Source organism: Janthinobacterium sp. NFX145 (assembly GCF_049810325.1).
In the GTDB taxonomy this organism is placed as follows: Bacteria; Pseudomonadota; Gammaproteobacteria; order Burkholderiales; family Burkholderiaceae_D; genus Janthinobacterium; species Janthinobacterium rivuli.
This window is the reverse complement of record NZ_CP187360.1, coordinates 1,445,631-1,464,873: the sequence shown is the minus strand read 5'-3', so window position 1 is coordinate 1,464,873 and position 19,243 is coordinate 1,445,631. Positions and strand designations below refer to the sequence as shown.

The 19,243-nt window shown below is 61.6% G+C and carries 14 protein-coding genes; 7 read left to right on the top strand and 7 right to left on the bottom strand.

Annotated features, from left to right (window positions below; all coding sequences use genetic code 11):
* The 3 genes from exbB to ACPJXG_RS06570 all read right to left on the bottom strand — a co-directional run bounded on the left by exbB (position 1) and on the right by ACPJXG_RS06570 (position 2,921).
* Complete coding sequence (gene exbB, locus ACPJXG_RS06580; protein ID WP_425253745.1) at positions 1 to 669, bottom strand: tonB-system energizer ExbB; 669 nt, start codon at positions 667 to 669, stop codon at positions 1 to 3.
* A gap of 219 nt (positions 670 to 888) precedes the next feature.
* The gene (locus tag ACPJXG_RS06575; RefSeq protein ID WP_425253744.1) at positions 889 to 1,806 is read right to left on the bottom strand and encodes a ChaN family lipoprotein; all 918 of its coding nucleotides are present in this window, start codon (positions 1,804 to 1,806) and stop codon (positions 889 to 891) included.
* A 125-nt stretch (positions 1,807 to 1,931) separates the two neighbouring features.
* The gene (locus tag ACPJXG_RS06570) at positions 1,932 to 2,921 is read right to left on the bottom strand and encodes a LysR family transcriptional regulator (RefSeq protein WP_425253743.1); all 990 of its coding nucleotides are present in this window, start codon (positions 2,919 to 2,921) and stop codon (positions 1,932 to 1,934) included.
* A 113-nt stretch (positions 2,922 to 3,034) separates the two neighbouring features.
* Between ACPJXG_RS06570 and ACPJXG_RS06565 the strand changes: the two genes are divergently transcribed.
* The 3 genes from ACPJXG_RS06565 (at position 3,035) to ACPJXG_RS06555 (ending at position 6,775) form a co-directional block, all read left to right on the top strand.
* Positions 3,035 to 3,892 (top strand): oxidoreductase, encoded by an 858-nt coding sequence (locus ACPJXG_RS06565; protein WP_035821198.1) that lies wholly within the window; start codon positions 3,035 to 3,037, stop codon positions 3,890 to 3,892.
* Positions 3,893 to 4,011: 119 nt separating this feature from the next.
* A complete protein-coding gene (locus ACPJXG_RS06560; RefSeq protein WP_200880277.1) occupies positions 4,012 to 5,262 on the top strand; it encodes a low temperature requirement protein A in 1,251 nt (416 codons plus the stop codon).
* 103 nt (positions 5,263 to 5,365) lie between these two features.
* A complete protein-coding gene (locus ACPJXG_RS06555) occupies positions 5,366 to 6,775 on the top strand; it encodes an FAD-linked oxidase C-terminal domain-containing protein (RefSeq protein WP_035821201.1) in 1,410 nt (469 codons plus the stop codon).
* Here the strand turns inward: ACPJXG_RS06555 and ACPJXG_RS06550 are convergent, their stop codons facing one another.
* Entirely contained in the window at positions 6,776 to 7,255 is a 480-nt protein-coding gene (locus ACPJXG_RS06550; protein WP_257626098.1) for a GNAT family N-acetyltransferase, read from the bottom strand. It abuts the gene before it with no gap.
* Positions 7,256 to 7,294: 39 nt separating this feature from the next.
* The gene (locus ACPJXG_RS06545) at positions 7,295 to 10,435 is read right to left on the bottom strand and encodes an error-prone DNA polymerase (protein ID WP_425253742.1); all 3,141 of its coding nucleotides are present in this window, start codon (positions 10,433 to 10,435) and stop codon (positions 7,295 to 7,297) included.
* 97 nt (positions 10,436 to 10,532) lie between these two features.
* Between ACPJXG_RS06545 and ACPJXG_RS06540 the strand changes: the two genes are divergently transcribed.
* Positions 10,533 to 11,327 carry a PhzF family phenazine biosynthesis protein gene (locus tag ACPJXG_RS06540; RefSeq protein WP_278316728.1) on the top strand — a complete coding sequence of 265 codons (795 nt, stop codon included), beginning with the start codon at positions 10,533 to 10,535 and terminating at the stop codon, positions 11,325 to 11,327.
* 177 nt (positions 11,328 to 11,504) lie between these two features.
* Positions 11,505 to 13,907 carry a TonB-dependent receptor plug domain-containing protein gene (locus tag ACPJXG_RS06535; protein ID WP_425253741.1) on the top strand — a complete coding sequence of 801 codons (2,403 nt, stop codon included), beginning with the start codon at positions 11,505 to 11,507 and terminating at the stop codon, positions 13,905 to 13,907.
* A 76-nt stretch (positions 13,908 to 13,983) separates the two neighbouring features.
* Here ACPJXG_RS06535 and ACPJXG_RS06530 read toward each other — a convergent pair whose 3' ends face one another.
* The gene (locus ACPJXG_RS06530) at positions 13,984 to 14,511 is read right to left on the bottom strand and encodes a hypothetical protein (RefSeq protein ID WP_425253740.1); all 528 of its coding nucleotides are present in this window, start codon (positions 14,509 to 14,511) and stop codon (positions 13,984 to 13,986) included.
* A gap of 228 nt (positions 14,512 to 14,739) precedes the next feature.
* On the opposite strand from ACPJXG_RS06530, the gene ACPJXG_RS06525 reads away from it, so the two are divergent.
* Positions 14,740 to 16,944, top strand: a complete 2,205-nt coding sequence (locus ACPJXG_RS06525) for an OsmC domain/YcaO domain-containing protein (RefSeq protein ID WP_425253739.1) — start codon at positions 14,740 to 14,742, stop codon at positions 16,942 to 16,944.
* A 247-nt stretch (positions 16,945 to 17,191) separates the two neighbouring features.
* Entirely contained in the window at positions 17,192 to 18,001 is an 810-nt protein-coding gene (locus ACPJXG_RS06520; RefSeq protein ID WP_425253738.1) for a hypothetical protein, read from the top strand.
* 32 nt (positions 18,002 to 18,033) lie between these two features.
* Here ACPJXG_RS06520 and coaD read toward each other — a convergent pair whose 3' ends face one another.
* A complete protein-coding gene (gene coaD, locus ACPJXG_RS06515) occupies positions 18,034 to 19,182 on the bottom strand; it encodes a pantetheine-phosphate adenylyltransferase (RefSeq protein WP_425253737.1) in 1,149 nt (382 codons plus the stop codon).
* Between the last annotated feature and the right edge of the window lie 61 nt (positions 19,183 to 19,243).

Sequence of the window (19,243 nt, the reverse complement as noted above, 5' to 3'; positions counted from 1 at the left end):
TCAGGCCTGCTGGCGCATGTCGAGGTCGCGGCTCAGCATCAGCAGCACTTGCGCGGAAGCGGCGCGCAGCTGCGCCTTGTACTGGTTGATGCCGCGGCTGAGCACGTTGTAGATGACGACGGCCGGTATCGCCGCCACCAGGCCCAGCGCTGTCGCCAGCAAGGCTTCCGCAATGCCGGGCGCGACTGTCGCCAGATTCGTGCTCTGGCTGACGGCGATGCCGATAAAACTGTTCATGATGCCCCACACGGTGCCGAACAGGCCGACGAACGGCGCCACGGCGCCGATGCTGGCCAGCAGGCCGATGCCTTGCGTCATGGCGCGCACCTGCTGCGCAATGAACTGTTCCTGGCGAAAGCCGGCCCGCTCCTTCAGGGCCGCCGCCGGCGCGCTGGCGTGCGACAACTTCAGTTCCTGCTGCACGTCGCCGAGCAGCTGCTGCGCCAGCACGGACGCCCCGCTCTTGACTACCGCGTCCGGCAAGGAAGTCGCCGACTTCAGCATGGCGACGGCCAGCGCCGCCTCGCGCCGCGCTTGCAGCAAACTGGCGCCCTTCACCAGCAAGACCACCCAGGTGGCCAGCGCGGCGACCAGCAAACCGATGAGCACGCTTTTGACGACCTGGTCGGCGGCGAAAAACATGCCCAGCGGCGACATGTCATGCGGCAAGGCGGTCGCTTGCGCGGTGGCGTGACAGAAGGAAAGAACGGCACCGCAGCTGGCGGCTTTAAGACAAGAGATACGCATGAGAACTTTGACAGGTAACAGGCATGGCTGCGCCAACGGCGCGCACGCGCATGCAAAAAAATCGGACGGACTACCTGGCTGCTGCGGGGGAGCTTGCTGGGGGAGAGTGCCGGGCAGAACGCCCGGCGGACATACAAAAAATTATTTGGCGCTGGCGACGGCAGGTGCAACAACCGGCGTGAACCAGACGAAATCGGCCTGCGGCGCCAGCACCGTGGCGCCCTGCTGTGCCAGCACCAGCACCAGCGGCGCCGGGCCGCCCGTCAAGTCCTGCACGTGCAGCGGCACGCCCAGGTCCTTGTGCGCATGGTAGGCGCCGGCGATCAGCACGGCCGGCGCGGGCGCGGCCAGCAGGCGCTCGGCCATGCGGCGGTCGCGCTGCTGCTGCACCGACAGCATGGCGGCCAGGCGCGACTCGTCGATCTGGTTGTCGTGCATGACGCGGATGATGTCCTTCAATTTGTCATGCACCTTGGCATCGTTGGCCAGGTTCGAGTGCTTGCCCTGCACGGCCGGCTTGTCGATAAACAGTTGCTTGATCTCGCTGCGGTCCAGGTTGGCCGACCAGACGGGATACGGCGCGCGCATCACGGTCATGACCAGGTCGCCATACTGCTCCCACTTCCAGTTACGCTGCCACGCCAGCAGCTCGGCCACGTGCTCTGGGCGCACGACGGGATCCGTCTGCAGCCACGGCTTGACCTTGTCCACCTTGGCTTGCTGGTCCGGGTTCAGCATTTCCAGCAGCACGCTGCCTTGCGGACGCTGGCCCTGCAGTTGCTGCAACAGCCACTGCTCGATCTGGTGATGGCTGAGCTGGTCATGCTGCTCGCCGACGATGACCCGCGGCGCGGCGGCCAGCTGGGCCAGCAATTGCTCGGCAGTCAAGCGCTGGCCGCGGCGCAGGTCAACGATCTCGCCCAACTGGCGCACGTCTTGCGCAGTAGCGGGCGCGGCGGCGGTCGCGCCGGATCCGTTGACGGGTGCGACGCTGCTGCAAGCGCTCAGGGCCAGTACGCAGGCGGGCAGGACGGCGGCGAAGGACAGGGGAAATCTCATGGGCATGGCCTTTCGGGTGGAAGCACGCATTGCAAAATAACTACTGGCGGGCATTTTAATGGAAATGATTCTCATTTACAACCAATGCACGGCACGCCATGAAAATTTTTTACAACTGGCAAAAATCAACGCTGGCGCCCGGCGCCCCCGATCTGTGCATGAGGACGTGCCTTCAGCAAAGGAACGGAAGCGGCCAATTCGGACCGATCCAGGAAAAAAGCACGGTTATCAGCAAGTTTCCCGATCATAAAATCAATAAAAGTCCTCACCCGCAGTGACTGTTCCGCTCGATGCCCGTAATAGATATAGATGGCGCCGCACTCGCTGACATGCTGCATGAGCAAAGGCACAAGCCGGCCGCTGCGGATATGTGGCATGGCCTCGAAACTACCTAGTTGTCCAATACCAAGACCCGATAACACAGCCTGTGTCTCCATCGCGGTGTCATTCACGCAAATGACTGCCGGGATGTCCCGATGCACAATCTCGTCGCCGATCTGAAACTGCCATTGCGCAACCTTGCCTGTATTTGCCCACCGATAGCCGGTGCAGCTGCGCTGGCTCAGTTCGTCTATCGTTTGAGGTGCGCCGTGGCGTTGGATGTAGTCTGGCGATGCGCAAACGATCAACTGGATGGGCATGAGCCGCCGCGCAATCGCCCCTGCCGAAGGCGGCGGCCCTCCCCGGAAACCCACATCGGCGCGTACGCTCACCAGGTCGGTGAACTGGTCATCGAGCTGGATGTCGAGCTGCACTTTGGGATTATGCTGCTGAAATAATTCAAAAAATTGCCAAAGCACCGAAAGCCCCAGCGACCGGGGAGCGTTGATGCGCAATATCCCGTTGACCTCTTCCTTGGACCGGCGCGCTTCGTCGAGGGACGACGACAGTATGGCAAGTGCCGGTTTCACGCTATCGAACAAGCGCTGGCCCTCTTCCGTCAAACTCAGCTTGCGCGTGGTCCGATGGAACAGGCGCACGCCAAGTGATTTTTCCAGCTGGATCACCGACTGGCTGGCCGCCTGTGGCGAAATGCCCTGGTCAATGGCCGCGCGCCGCAGGCTGCCCAGCGTTGCCGTGCGGACGAAGACGGTGATGGCGCGGATATCGTTCATGGAGCGATGATGATTAGCAAGTTTTAGTTGATTATCATTCTAGCATTTAACCACTAGTTCATGCTAATTTTTGCTTTTATCATTCGCCCTTTAAACACCTCGGGAGCAGAATGATGAATAACGTTCAACAGCATGAATTCAAGCGCGTCTGGTTGATCACCGGTGCATCAAGAGGCATCGGCGCATTGATTGCAGAGGCGGCACTGGCGGACGGCAATGCGGTGGTCGCAACCGGGCGTAACGTCGCCGCGATCGTCGAGCGGCTTGGCAGCTGCGCCGCGTTGTTGCCGCTTGCGCTAGACGTGACGAATGAGGAACAAACCAGGCAGGGTGTGCGCGTTGCGCTGGAACATTTTGGGCGTATTGACGTGCTCGTCAATAATGCGGGCTTCGGTCTGCTGGCTGCCGTGGAAGAGTCTGGCGATGCGGATGTGCGACGGATGTTTGACACGAATGTCTTCGGCTTGCTGAACGTGACGCGCGCCGTGCTGCCGGCAATGCGCGCGCAGCGTTCCGGTCACGTGATCAATATTTCATCGATAGGCGGCTATCAGGCTGCGGCAGGATTCGGGGTGTATTCATCGACAAAATTTGCCGTCGAAGGCATCACCGAGGCCATGCATACCGAGCTCAAGCCACTGGGAATTCACGCCACTGTCGTCGAGCCAGGCTATTTCCGCACCGATTTCTTGGATGCATCGTCGCTGCTCGTAGCGCCCGATGAAATTGAGGATTACGCGGCGACTTCAGGCGCCGTGCGCAAACAGGCGTTGGCGCTTAACCACAATCAGCCCGGTGATCCCCAAAAATTGGCGGCCGCCATGCTCCGCCTTGCAGACACGCCCCATCCGCCACTGCGTCTTCCCATGGGCACAGACACGCTGGCTGCGATTGCCGAAAAAAACGCCTTTGTGGCACAGGAAATGGATATGTGGCGCGACCTCTCCGCATCTACGGATTTTCCCGCCTGACAGAGCTTGACAGGGGTGGGCCATGCCTGAATTTTCCCATATGGACAATTCGCGGGCTACTCCGTACCTGATTCTTGAAACCACCTTGATATATCGCGTACGCAGGCGAGGAATAAAGCATGAGCACATCTGATTCTGTTGTCAAAGTTTTCCACCATCACCTACGGCGGATGTCAGGACGCGATCCGCACGAACCACACCGCGTCGCATCGTCCCTGGAATTGTTATTCGACCTGACTTTCGTCACATGCTTTGCGTTTGCCGCCGCCCAGTTCGCACACGCGCTCGCGGCAGGCCATTACGCCAGCGCGCTCATCGGGTTTGGCTTCGCCAGCCTCTGCATCTGCTGGGCCTGGTTCAATTTCACGTGGTTTGCATCCGCCTACGACACTGACGACTGGATTTTCCGCATCACCACAATGGTACAGATGACGGGCGTGCTGGTGCTGGCGGTAGGCTTGCCGCGCCTGTTCTCTTCCCTCGAACACGGCCAGCAGCTGGATAATTCGGTGATGGTACTCGGCTACGTGATCATGCGCGTGGCGCTGATATTTCAATGGTTGCGGGCAGCGAGGCAAGACCTCGCGCGGCGCCGCGCGTGCCTCACCTATGCCGCCGCCATTGCGATTGCCCAGATAGGCTGGATAGCGATTATTCTTTTCCCTTTCTCGATGGACGTGACCATGACCCTGGCTGCCCTCTGGTTTCTCATCGAGTTTGCCGGCCCCGTGCTGGCGGAGCGCAAGGATGGCGGTACGCCCTGGCACGCGGAGCACATTGCCGAACGCTACAGCCTGTTCGCCATCCTTGCCTTGGGTGAAGGACTGGTCGGTACGGTCGCGACCTTGTCTGCCGAAATGGAGCACCAGGGCTGGACGCTGGAAACGGCACTCGCTTGCATTGCAGGCGTCGGGCTGACCTTTGGCATGTGGTGGGTGTACTCCATTCTACCGTCGGCGCATGTGCTGCACGTGCATCGCTCACGCGCTTTCATCTGGAGCTATGGGCAGATATTGATCATTGCATCTATTGTGGCAACGGGCGCGGGTCTTGACGTCGCGGCGAACCTGATTGAAAACAAGGCCCATATCGGCACACTCCCGGCCCTGCTCGCCACCGCGATTCCCGTGACCATTTTTCTCGCCTTGATTTATGCGCTCCACTATTTTCTTGTGCGCCGCTACGATCAACTGCATCTATGGCTTCTGCTCGCAACAGCTGCCGTCATCGCGACGGCGATCATGGCGGCGATCTTTGGCGCGAATATCGTTGAATGCCTCGGCATTCTGCTCTTTGCACCGGTCATCACGGTCGTCGGCTATGAGGTACTGGGACATCGTCACCAGGGTGACATGCTCACGTCCCACTAGTGGCAGGGTCGCCGGCAGGCAAGCCCGATCAGCGCGGCTGATGCGAGAGTCCACCGATAAAATCCCCGGGCGCGGGGTAGAATAAAAAAAACGGAGGACTCGCGTGAATCAAACTGACCAGTTGGCGGTACTGAAAAAACCGCTGCCCGCATCCCTTGCTGCCGTACTTTCCCTGATCTTTGCCGACCGCTTTTCCATGACGCAAGCCATGCGTGCACACCATGGCCGCGACGAGTCGAGCTATCCCCCCATGCTGCCGGACGCCGTCATCTTCGCCCATTCCACCGAGGAAGTGGCGGCCGCCGTCAAGCTGTGCAGCGCACACGACGTGCCCGTCATCGCCTATGGCAGCGGCACCTCGCTTGAAGGCCACGTGCTGGCCTTGCATGGCGGCGTGACGATTGATCTGTCGCAAATGCACCAGATGGTGGCAGTGCATAGTGAAGACTTGACGGCCACCGTGCAGGCTGGCGTGACGCGCAAGCAACTGAACGAAGAAATCCGCGACACGGGCCTGTTTTTCCCCATCGACCCGGGCGCCAATGCCTCGCTGGGCGGCATGGCCGCCACGCGTGCCTCGGGCACGAACGCCGTGCGCTACGGCACCATGCGCGAAAACGTGCTGGCCCTGACGGTGGTGACGGCCGATGGGCGCATCATCAAGACGGGGACCAGGGCGAAAAAATCGTCGGCCGGCTACGACCTGACGCGCTTGTTCGTCGGCAGCGAAGGGACGTTGGGCATCATCACGGAAGTGACGGTCAAACTGTATCCGCTGCCGGAAGCGATCTCGGCCGCCGTGTGCTCGTTCCCCGGCACGGGCGAAGCCGTCAGCGCCGTGATCCAGACCATCCAGATGGGTATTCCTGTGGCGCGGGTCGAGTTTCTCGATGAAAATGGCGTGAAAGCCATCAATGCCTACGACAAGATGGCGCTGCCGGAGAAACCCTTGTTGCTGTTTGAATTTCACGGCACGCCGGCCAGCGTGGCCGAGCAAGCGCAGCTGGTGCAAGCCATCACGGCGGAACACGGCGCCAGCGATTTCGAATGGGCCAGCCACCCCGAAGACCGCTCGCGCCTGTGGGCCGCGCGCCACAACGCGTATTTCGCGCTACTGCAGATGCGCCCCGACAGCCGCGCCATTTCCACCGACTGCTGCGTGCCGATTTCGCGCCTGGCAGAATGCATCCTCGCCACCAAGGCCGATTGCGAAGCGCAGGGCCTCGTCTACGCCATCATCGGCCACGTCGGCGACGGTAATTTCCACGTGCAGATGCTGGTCGATCCCGATGACCCGGCCGACATCGCGCGCGCGGAAAAGGTCAACAGCGACATGGTCACGCGCGCCATCGGCATGGACGGCACCTGCACGGGCGAACACGGCGTGGGCATGCACAAGATGGCCTTCCTCGTGGAAGAACATGGCGAGGGCGCCATCGACACCATGCGCGCCCTCAAGCACGCGCTCGATCCGAAGAACATCATGAATCCGGGGAAGATCGTGCGCTGGTAATCAGGCCGTCAATTCCATGCGCATCGGCACGAAGGCGATGCCATCCATTTCCACCTTCGGCCCCGTGGCTACAAAGCCCAGGCTGGTGTACAGGGGCAAGGCATACATTGAGGAGTTGACGGTAAAGGCCGTCACATCGCCTTTGGCCAAGGACGCATCGCGGGCGGCCTGCCACAGCCGGCGCGCCATGCCGCGCCGGTGCAGGGCGCGCGGCACGAACATGTGGAACAGATGCGTGTTGTCACGCATCGCCACCACGCCGGCCAGTGCGCCGTCGATATACGCGAGCTGATACGCGTAGCGCGACTGCGACAGATAACCTTCGATGGCCGGCTGGCGGCAATGTTCGATGAACTTTTCCGCCCCCGCGCCATCCGGGTGCAGGGTCAGAAAGGGCATCAGGTCGTCGATCAGGGCGACGATGGCGGGCGCGTCGGCGACGAGGGCGGGACGCAGTATCGGTTCTGGCAAAGTAGTCATATAACAATCATGCCATCAGCTGGATAATGTTGACAAGCATCAACAGAAATCCCGGCTGCTGGTGCGCAAGCGTCCCAGCAAATGCGACATGTCGACCAGGCGCTTGGCCACCAGATTGCGCACGATACCCTCGCGCTGCCACACGCCGTACACACCGAGCAGCGGCGCGCTCAGCACTTCGCGCCGCTGGCTTTCCACCAGGTCGGGCCAGACGATGACGTTGACGGTGCCCGTCTCGTCTTCCAGTGTCATGAAGATCACGCCCTTGGCCGTGCCCGGACGCTGGCGCACGGTGACGATGCCGCAGGCGCGCGCCAGCTGGCCATCCGTGTAGCTGGCCAGTGCGGACGCGGGCAGGAAACGCTGTTCCAGCAATTGCCTGCGCAGCAGCGCCAGCGGGTGGCGGCCCAGGGTCAGGCCTTGCGCGCGATAGTCGCTGACGATGCTCTCGCCTTCCGTCGGTGCGGCCAGCACGGGCAAGTCTTCCTCTTGCGTGGTGGCGCGCAGCAAATCCTTGTCAGGCACGGCGCCGGCCGCCTGCCATAAGGCCTCGCGCCGGTGGCCGGCCAGCGCGTGCAGAGCGTTGCCGGCTGCCAAGACCTGCAAGTCATGGCGGTCCAGGCCGCCGCGCCGCGCCAGATCGGCCACGTCGACAAAGGCGGTAATGGCGCGCGCATCCTCGATGCGCAGGGCCGCCTCGGCGCGCATGCCGAACAGGCTGTTCAAGCCCAGGCGCACGGCGGGCGCGGCGCCCTGCCCGTCTTCCAATGCCGCTTCCCAGCCGCTGATGGCCACGTCGACGGGCAGCACGTGCACGCCATGCCGGCGACCATCCTGCACCAGTTGCGAGGGACTGTAAAAGCCCATGGGCTGGCTGTTGAGCAAGGCGCACAGGAAGGCGGCAGGTTCGTGGCATTTCAGCCAGGAACTGGCGTACGTCAGCAGGGCGAAACTGGCCGCGTGCGACTCGGGAAAACCGTATTCGCCAAAGCCCTCGATCTGGCTGAAGATGGCCTCGGCAAACTTTTTCTCATAGCCATTGTCCACCATGGCATCGACGATGCGGTCATGGTAATTGTTCATGCCGCCCTTGCGTTTCCAGGCCGCCATGGCGCGCCGCAACTGGTCCGCCTCGCCGGGCGTGAAATCGGCGGCGATGATGGCCACCTGCATCACTTGCTCCTGAAAAATCGGGATACCCAGGGTGCGTCCCAACGCCTTTTCCAGCCCCTTCGGATAGTCGACCGGTTCTTTCTGCTGGCGCCGCTGCAGATATGGATGCACCATGCCGCCCTGGATGGGGCCGGGACGCACCAGCGCCACCTCGATGACGAGGTCGTAGAATTCACGGGGGCGCAGCCGGGGCAGCATGCTCATCTGGGCGCGCGACTCGATCTGGAACACGCCGATGGTGTCGGCCTCGCACATCATGTCGTAGGTGGCGGGGTCTTCGGCGGGAATATCCTGCAGGCGGAATTCCTCGCCGCGCCGCGCCCCCACCAGCTCCAGGGCGCGGCGCAGGGCCGACAGCATGCCCAGCGCCAGCACGTCGACCTTCATCAGGCCCAGCTCCTCAAGGTCATTCTTGTCCCACTCGATGACGCTGCGCTCGGCCATGCTGGCGTTTTCAATCGGCACCAGACGAGAAAGCTTACCCTGCGCAATCACAAAGCCGCCCGGATGCTGCGACAGGTGGCGGGGAAAGCCCAGCAGTTGCTGCGCCAGGCCGGCCCACTGCTGCGATAGTTCCGCCGCCGGGTCGAGCCCGCATTCGGCCAGGCGCTCCAGCAGATCGCGCTTGCCATCGAACCAGCGATGCGCCTTGGCCACTTTTTCCACGATGGCCAGGTCGATCCCCAGCGCACGGCCGCTGTCGCGCAAGGCGCTTTTCGGCCGGTAGCTGATCACCACGGCCGCCAGCGCGGCCCGCTCGCGCCCATATTTTCCGTAGATATATTGAATCACCTCCTCGCGCCGCTGGTGCTCGAAATCGACGTCGATATCGGGTGGCTCGTTGCGCTCGCGCGACATGAAGCGCCCGACCAGCGAGTTGCCGCGCGCCGGGTCCACTTCCGTGATGTACAGGCAATAGCAGACGGCCGAATTGGCGGCCGAGCCCCTGCCCTGGCACAGGATATTTTGCGAGCGGGCAAAGCGCACGATGTCGTACACGGTCAAAAAGTAGGCTTCATACGACAGCTCGGCGATCAGTTCCAGTTCCTGCTCGATCTGCTCCTGCACGTTGGCCGGAATACCCAGCGGAAAGCGGCTGCGCGCGCCCGCATACGTTTCTTCGCGCAAATAGGTCGCCGGCGTGTGGCCGTGCGGCACCAGCTCGACTGGATAGTCATAGCGCAGGCTGTCGAGGGAAAATGTGCACTTCTTGGCGATGCGCACGGTTTCCGCCAGCGCCTGCGGCGGATACACATTGGCCAGGCGCAGGCGCGCGCGCAGATGCTGCTCCGCATTTTGCGCCAGCGCATAGCCGCACTCGCCCACGGGTTTACCCACGCGTATCGCGCACAGGGTGTCGAGCAGGGGCTTGCGCGAACGCACGTGCATGCACACGTGACCGACGGCCACCACGGCCAAGCCCTGCGCCTGCGCCGCCTCCTGCACGGCGCCGCGGTGTGCGTCATCCTGCGCCCGCTGCAGCAGGTTCAGGCCGATCCAGCTGCGCTCGCCGCCAAAGGTAGCCGCCATCCACGCCCCCTGTGCGCGCACGGTTGCCGGCTGGGCCGGATAGCTGGGCAGCAAGATCATCAGGCAACCGGGCAGCCCCTGCAAATGGGCAAACTCGGCCGAAGGCGCGGCGAAATCATCAGGCGTCAGCAAATAGCGCCCCTTGGCCGCCCGCGTGCGCGCCATGGTGATCAGTTCCGACAAATTGCCATAACCGTCGATGTCCCGCACCAGCGCCAGCAAGGACAGGGCCGGACTGCCGTCGGCCTGCGTCAAGTGAAAGTGCGCGCCGACAATCAAGGGGAAACCAGCCCGCTTGGCCGTCGCATGCGCGCGCACGACGCCCGCCAGCGAGCACTCGTCCGTGATGGCCAGCCCCTTGTACCCGAGCTGGACGGCGCGCGCCACCAGCTCTTCCGCATGCGAGGCCCCATGCAGGAAGCTGAAATTGCTCAGGCAGTACAACTCAGCATACTCGGGTAAGACGGCGCCCCACATGATCTACCTCAATACTGTATATAAACACAGTATATTATATTCATCTGGAATACGGCTTCTCGGTTATGCTGGTGTTTTACCTTGCACATCGCCCGCCATGATCGTCCATCTCTTGAAATGTTTCGGCGCCGCACCCGGTGGCGGCAATGCGGCGCTGGTCGTGGAAAACGACGACAGCAGCGAAACGGCGCGCCAGCAATTCGCCCGCGAGCGCCAGGTCAGCGCCTGCGTCTTCATCGACCGGCAGGCGGACGGCGCGGAGGGATGCCTCGTGCTCGACTATTTTTATCCGCACACGCGCAGCCCCCTGTGCCTGCACGCCACCCTGGCGGCCGCGCATGTGCTGCTGACGGCGCCTGGCGCGCCAGCAACCCTGACGGTCACCACGGCCATGCGCGGGCAAGCCTTGCAGCTGGTGTACAACGCAGCCGGTCTGTTCATCGGCCTGGCGCCGCAGCCGGCACCGTCCGTCATGCTGGAAAAATATGTGCCGTCCGAACTGATGGGCCAGCACATGCACTTGCTGTCGCCGCCCGTCATCGCCTCCGTCGGCAGCCCGAAACTGCTGCTGGAAGTGGCCGACCGCACCACCCTGCGCGCGCTGCGGCCGAACCTGGAACTGATCGCCGACTGGAGCGCTTTACATCAAATCAATGGCTGCTATGCGTATTGCCGCACGGGCGAGCACGAGTACGAGGGCCGCAACTTCAACCACCTCGACCCGGCGCTGGAAGACAGCGCCACGGGCGTGGCGGCGGGCGCGCTGTCAGCACATTTGCAACAGTCGCTGCGCCTGCATCAGGGCCACGTGACGCAGCAACCTTGTCTGATCCAGGTGCAATACAGCACGCAAGCAATCTGGGTGGGCGGCATGGTGCAACGCAGCACCTGAACGGGGCATGCTGCACCAGTACAAGGCAAGCCAGGCAGCGGCGAAAAGATAATCAACCAGGAAACAACAGTTACTACAAATTTGTAATAACAAAACAAAGTATCGCTGGTGAATGCTGAAATGATGGCACTAGAATCAAGTCACGAATCTTGCTCATCAGCCACTTGGAGATACTGCGTGCCGACCCTCACCACCTTGCGTAAAGCAGTCCTCATCAGCCTGTACGGCAGCGCCGCCCTGGCCGCCTTCAGTCCCGCCGCCATGGCGCAGAGCAACGACCCTGCGGCCACGGACGGCCCCGTGCAAACGGTCAGCGTGGTCGGCTCGCGCCGCGTCGCCAGTTCCGCCACCGATACCATGGTGCCGGTCGATATCATTCCGATTTCCAAGGTCGCCGAGCAAGGCGGCCAGTTCGACCTGGCGCAGTCGCTGCAATACATTTCTCCCTCGTTTAATTCCACGCGCCAGTCGGGCGCCGACGGGGCCGACCTGATCGATTCGGCCGCCCTGCGCGGCCTCGGTTCCGACCAGACCCTCGTGCTGGTGAACGGCAAACGGCGCCATACGACGGCCCTCGTCAACCTGTTCGGCGCGCGCAACCGCGGCAATACGGGCACGGACATGAATGCGATTCCCTTGCTGGCGATCAAGAACGTGCAAGTGCTGCGTGACGGCGCCGCCGCCCAGTACGGCTCGGACGCCATCGCTGGCGTGATCGACATCGAACTGAAGAAAAGCCTGGGCTGCGAAGCCGTGGCCGGCTACAGCCAGTATTCCGCAGGCGACGGCAAGAATTACATGACCTCGGCCTATTGCGGCATCGCGCTGGGCGACAAGGGCACCCTGGCCATCACGGGCGAATACCTGGACCGGGGCCGCTCGAACCGGGCCGATGCGGACAGCATGCGCATCATCGGCGACACCAAATCCGAAAACAAAACCCTGTACGTCAATGGCGACTACGCCACCAGCGGCACGGGCAAGCTGTACTTCACGGCCGGCGCGCAGACGCGCGACGCCTCGAGCGCCGCGTTTGGCCGCGACGGCATCGGCAGCGTTGACATCCCTGCCCGCAATTCGGCCACCATGTACCCCGATGGTTTCGTGCCTTTTATTAACGGCAAGATCGACGACCAGTACGCCACCATCGGCCACCGCAGCCAGATCGGCGAATGGCATGCGGACTTTTCGCAAACCTATGGCTACAACAAGATGCGCTACGACGTCAGCCATACCCTGAACGCCTCGATCGCCAATCTCGACCTGATGAACGGCGGCAAGGGCGTCAGCGCCAGCAGCTTTGATGCGGGTGGCTTTTCGTTCCAGCAACTGACCAGCAATGCCGACTTCAGCCGCTACTACGACACGGTGATGCGCGGCATGAACGTGGCCTTCGGCGCCGAATACCGCAGCGAGGAATACAAGATCATGGCCGGCGAACCGGGCTCCTACAGCGACGTCGACGGCGTGGGCGTGGGCGGCAATGGCCGCAGCCAGGGTTTTCCCGGTTTCCAGCCCAGCGATGTGACGAAAGCCAAACGCCACAGTATCGCCGCGTATGGCGACGTCGAACTGGACTGGACGGAGCGCCTGAAAACCCAGGCGGCTTTGCGCTATGAAAAATTCAGCGACTTCGGCTCCACCGTGACGGGCAAGCTGGCCGCCAGCTACAAGGTGGCGCCGAACGTGCTGCTGCGCGGCTCGGCCAGCACGGGTTTCCGCGCGCCATCGTTGCAGCAAGTATATTTTTCGTCCACCTTTACCGACTTCGTCGGCGGCGTGGCCACCGACGTGGTGCTGGCGCCGAATGGCGGCGCCGTCGCCAATGCGGCCGGCATTCCCAAGCTGAAAGAGGAAAAATCCACCAGCTTTACATTCGGCGCCACCTGGACGCCCACGCAAGCCATTTCCGTGACGGCCGACTTGTACAACATCAAGATCAAGGACCGCATCGTGCTGTCGGGCCGTTTCAATGCCGGCAATTACCCGGACCTGGGGGCACGCCTGGCCCAGCTGGGCGTGACGGAGGCGCAATTTTTCGTCAATTCCGTCGACACGCGCACGCGCGGGCTGGACCTGACGGCTTCGCACAAGGGAGAATTGGCCGGCAACCGCCTGAACACCTTCCTGGCCTTGAACTTGAGCAAAACGGAAGTGACGAAAGTCAAGACGCCCGCCTCGCTGACGGGCTTCGAGGATGTCCTGCTGTCCGAGCGCGAACGCCTGTTCATCGAACAGGGCGGCCCGCGCGCGAAAGCCACCCTGGGCTTCGACTACATCACGGGCAAGCTGGAGTCCGACTTGCGCGTCATCTACTTTGGCCCGCAAACCCTGGGCACCTTCAGCGGCACGGCCAATGGCGTGCCGAACGCCCGCTACGCGGCCAAGACCTCGGCCGACCTGAGCTTTACTTACAGCATCAGCAAGAACACCAAGCTGACCTTTGGCGGCAACAACATCTTCAACGTCAAGCCCACCACGCAAAACGCGGGCGAGACGGATAACGGTTTCAAATACGACAGCGTGCAGTTCGGCCTGAACGGCGCCTCGTATTTTGGCCGGCTGTGGGTGAAGTTCTGATCACCGTATCCGCATAAAAAAACAGCGGCTGCGCCAGCATGGGCAGCCACTGTTTTTCATGCTGGCGTCCATACACTCACGTCCAGTCTGGATTGTCGCTTGATTTGAAATGATGAAACAGCGACTCGTAAGGCCAGCCGTCCTCGGCCACGACACTGCAATCGGTGGCGCGTACGCAGTCATGCAGCAATTTGACTGGATCAGCAATAACAGGAACAGGTAATGTATCCAATATCCGTTTCCTGGCAGCAGAAAATTCGGCATATTCGTCTACGTAGTCCTGCTCGCTGAACAGAGCGGCCTGTCGCATCTCTTTCAAGTTGCCACCCTCTGAAAATTTGAGCAGGTCGCGCCAGTAAGGCAGCGCCAGCATCATGGCAATCAACTCCGTGAGATTGGTGGCGATACAGCCCGCCTGCCCCTCGGATGTAACATACAGGACAGGGCGTCGTTCGACCTCGCCATCACCGTACGCCAGAAAAACGCCACCGCTGCTTTCACCGGCCAGTACCATGAAAGGATGTTCTGGCTGCAGCGTGATCCAGGAGCTGTCCCGAGCGGCGCGGCCAAGGTCAAAATCGCAATGCGATGCGAGCTCGTCCATCACAGTTTGCGATTCTTGTATATCAGCAAGAATAATCATAATAGAGAAACAACCTTCAGTGCGATAGGTGAAAAGCCATGGACTATCCGCTTGCTTCGTAGGGGAACGTGCCCCCTTGGCCCGCCCCAGCGGCTCCCGGCCAGCACAGCCGCAGTGAACAATGTTTGCCCTGCGGCAGAAAGCACGGATAATAGCGCCTAACTCATAAGCACTGTATTGGATTACCTCATGGAAATTAAAGTCAACTTTCTCGACAAGCTGCGTCTCGAAGCCAAGTTCGACGATTTTACGGTCATCGCCGACCAGCCCATCCGCTACAAGGGCGATGGTTCGGCGCCTGGCCCGTTCGATTACTTTTTGGCATCGTCGGCCCTGTGCGCTGCCTACTTCGTGAAGTTGTATTGCGATACGCGCAATATTTCCACCGAAAACATCCGTCTGTCGCAAAACAATATTGTTGATCCGGAAAACCGCTACCAGCAGATTTTCAAGATCCAGGTCGAGTTGCCGGCCGATATCTCGGCCAAGGACCGCCAGGGCATCCTGCGCTCGATCGACCGTTGCACGGTGAAAAAAGTGGTGCAAACGGGTCCCGAGTTCGTCATTGAAGAGGTGGAGAACCTGGACGCCGATGCGCAAGCCTTGCTGGCCCTGAATCCGGCCCCTGGCGCGAATACTTATATCGTCGGCAAGGATTTGCCGCTGGAACAGACCATCGCCAATATGTCGGGCCTGCTGGCGGGCCTGGGCATCAAGATTGAAATCGCCTCGTGGCGCAACATCATTCCGAACGTGTGGTCGCTGCATATCCGCGACGCGCATTCGCCCATGTGTTTCACCAACGGCAAGGGCGCGACCAAGGAAAGCGCGCTGGCGTCGGCCCTGGGCGAGTATATCGAGCGGCTCAGCAACAACCATTTCTACGCCGGGTCGTTCTGGGGCGAGGACATCGCCAACGCGCCATTCGTCCACTACCCGAACGAGCGCTGGTTCAAGCCGGGCCGCAAGGATGCGTTGCCGAAAGAGATACTCGATGAGTATTGCCTCGACATCTACAATCCCGATGGCGAACTGCGCGGTTCGCACTTGATCGACACCAACTCCGGCAATGCCGAGCGCGGCATCTGCTCGCTGCCGTATGTGCGCCATTCCGATGGCAAGGTCGTGTATTTCCCCTCGAACCTGATCGAAAACCTGTACGTCAGCAATGGCATGAGCGCCGGCAATACCCTGGTCGAAGCGCAGGTGCAATGTCTGTCGGAAATTTTTGAGCGGGCCGTCAAGCGCGAAATCCTCGAAGGCGAGATCGCCCTGCCCGACGTGCCGCAGGACGTGCTGGCGAAATACCCGGGCATCCTGGCCGGCATCGCCGGCCTGGAAGAGCAAGGTTTCCCCGTGCTGGTCAAAGATGCGTCGCTGGGCGGCGTGTATCCGGTAATGTGCGTCACCCTGATGAACCCGCGCACGGGCGGCGTGTTTGCCTCGTTCGGCGCGCACCCGAGCCTGGAAGTGGCGCTCGAACGCAGCCTGACCGAATTGCTGCAGGGCCGCAGCTTTGAGGGCCTCAACGACTTGCCGCAGCCGACGTTTGCCAGCGAAGCCGTCACCGAGCCAAACAACTTCGTCGAACACTTCATCGATTCGAGCGGCATCGTCTCGTGGCGCTTCTTCAGCGCCAAGGCAGATTACGACTTTGTCGAGTGGGATTTTTCCGGCCACGGCGAGAACTCGAATGCAGAGGAAGCGGCCACCCTGTTCAGTATCCTCGCCGGCATGGGCAAGGAAGTCTACACGGCCGAGTATGACCAGCTGGGCGCCACGGCCTGCCGCATCCTCGTGCCCGGCTATTCGGAAGTGTATCCGGTCGAAGATCTGATCTGGGACAACACCAACAAGGCGCTGCTGTTCCGCGCCGACATCCTGAACTTGCACGGCCTGGACGATGCCAGCCTGGAAGACTTGCTCGACCGCCTGGAAAACAGCGAGCTCGACGAGTACGGCGACATCGCCACCTTGATCGGCATCGAATTTGACGAAAATACCGTCTGGGGCCAGCTGACGACCCTGGAACTGAAGCTGCTGATTCATCTCGCCCTGCAGCAGTTCGAAGAAGCGAAGGAACTGGTGGAAACCTTCCTGCAATACAACGACAACACGCTCGAGCGCAAACTGTTTTACCAGGCCATGAACGTGGTGCTGGAAGTGGAACTCGATGACGAGCTGGAGCTGGACGATTACGTCGTCAATTTCCGCCGCATGTTTGGCAACGAACGGATGGACGCGGTGCTGGGCTCGGTGGACGGCAGCGTGCGCTTCTTCGGCCTGACCCCGACCAGCATGCAACTGGAAGGCCTCGACAGGCACCAGCGCCTGATCGACAGCTTCAAGAAACTGCATGCGGCGCGCGCCAAGGCGGCGGCCACAACCCGTTAAAGTCACGCGCACGGGCCGGCGCGGCAGCTCGGCAGGAACAGTTGCGTCAGCTCCAGCAGAAACGGCAGGAGTAAAACCGTGCGCATCGCTCAATTGGCCCGGACTACGGCTTTGAGCGGGCTTGCCCCGGCCGAAATCGACTCCTGCCTGCGGATTGGCAAACCCGAGGCTGAATAAATCCCTTGCTGCGAACTTTCTCCAGATTGCGATGACAAACCCATATCGCAATGAGAAACGGAGCATACCCATGGATAAGCAACTGAGCGACATCGCCACCGCCCCACTGACGGCATCGGCCTTGCCGCCGCCAGCTCGTTTGACAGCCGAGTTAGGGGCCCAGCTGCAAGAAACAATACTGGAAATCGCGGCCCGAACCGAACTGGCACGTTACCGCTGGCTCGACCGCGGCGTCGCGCCAGCAGGCTACATCAAAGGCATGGCCATGGCATTTGCCAAGGCATACCTGAACTGGAGCAAGGGCGATACCATTGCCGTGACCATGGCCGCAGCCGCACATGGCAACGACGACAACGATGCGCTGGACTGGTATGACGAGCAATTCGCGGCCCTGGGCATGCAGAATGACAAGGATGGCGCCGATACCCTGCGGCATCTGTATGTCCTCCTGACGGGCCTGGGCATGCGCGAAAGTTCTGGCCGCTATTGCGAAGGCCGCGACAGGAGTGCCCGCAATATGGCGGCAGACACGGCGGAGGCGGGGCTGTTCCAATCCAGATATAACCTGATAGGACACTCGGTCCTGATGCGCCAGCTATTCGCCTCGTATGCGAACTCCACGGAACTGCTATCGGTCTTCCGGGAAGGCGTGCATTGCAAGCCTGACGAGCTGGAAAATCATGGTACGGAAAAGGCTGGCCTGGCATTCCAGCAACTCTCCAAGTCCTGTCCCGCCTTCGCCGTCGAACTGGCGGCGCTCGGGCTTCGGCTCAGGCGCCGCCTATGGGGCCCCATCAACCGCAGAACCGTGGAACTGCGCGCCGAATGCGACTCGATGCTGTTGCAGGTACAGCATGCGGTGAAGCAGTCCATGCAATAGAGGCGGGCAGCGCCCAACACGGGCGCATCCGATCAGCCGCCCGCCAGCGCCGCGATCTCTTTCTGCATGTTTTCAATGGCCCGCGCGTTGTACTGGTCGGCGAAATACGCATCGCCAAACAGCTGGCCCGCCTGCGCCTTGGCGCTCAGGTGCTGCAGGGCCAGGCCCCGCTGCTCGTTGAAGCGCACGGGATCGACGTGCGCGTATTCGCGGACGATGGCTTGCGTGTAGGCTTGATACACCTCTTCATCCTGACCCAGGATGGCCAGGTCTGCGCTGAGCATGGCGTCCTTCAACGCGTGGCTGATGCCGGGCCCCTGGAAATGGTCGGTGGCGCGTATCAGTTGCGCCACATCCTGGTTGTCGCCCGCATCGAGGCCGCTGGCCAGCCACAGCTGGGCACTCGCCTCTTCGCTCGAATACAGGGCATCGTCGTCGTGGCTGTAGACGGCGTCGTGGAACCAGAACGCCTTTTTCACCAGCGCACTGTCGCGCTTGGGCGCAAAGGTATTGTCGGCCCACACGCGGATCTCGGACAAGCCATGCACCAGGTGGTCGAGGTTGTGATAGTGGCGGTCCGCACCGCCATATGCCTGCGGCCCCGTCAGGTGGGCGAACCAGTGGTCCGCCAGCGCGATGTCCGCTTGCGAGGCGGTGGCATAGTTCCACAGCGCTTCCCACTCCTTGCGCAGGCAGTCGAGTATCCACGCCTGGTAGGCGGGGCCGGGGACGAATTTCTTCATGGTCCAGTTCCAGCCGACAGGCCCTTCCAGCGCCTTGACGAAGCTGGAGCTGACGGAACCGAGGTCGCGCGGCGGCATCACGAAAATCGTCTTGGCGCCCTGCAGCACGTCCACATTGGTTTGCTGGATCAGGTTTTCATAGTCGAAATCGGCCGTCGTGCGGATGCCGCGGATCAGGTAGTCGCAACCATGCTTTTTCGCCGCGCGCGCCGTGTAGTCGCCCTTGACGATGACCACCTGCACATTGTCCCAGCCGCATTCGCGCGCGCTCTGCTCGATGATGCGCTTGCGGTCTTCGGCGGGGAATTGCGGCTTCTTGGCGGGGTTTTGCGACAGGAACACGATCACCTCGTCGGCGAGCGAACGCGCTTCGCCGATCACCCACATATGGCCGTTGGTGATGGGGTCGAGGGTGCCTGAAAAGCCGATCTTCTGCATGCTGCGCTCCGTTTGCTTGATTGCTTATTGCGCAGACAATATATGCCAGCGGCGCGCGCGT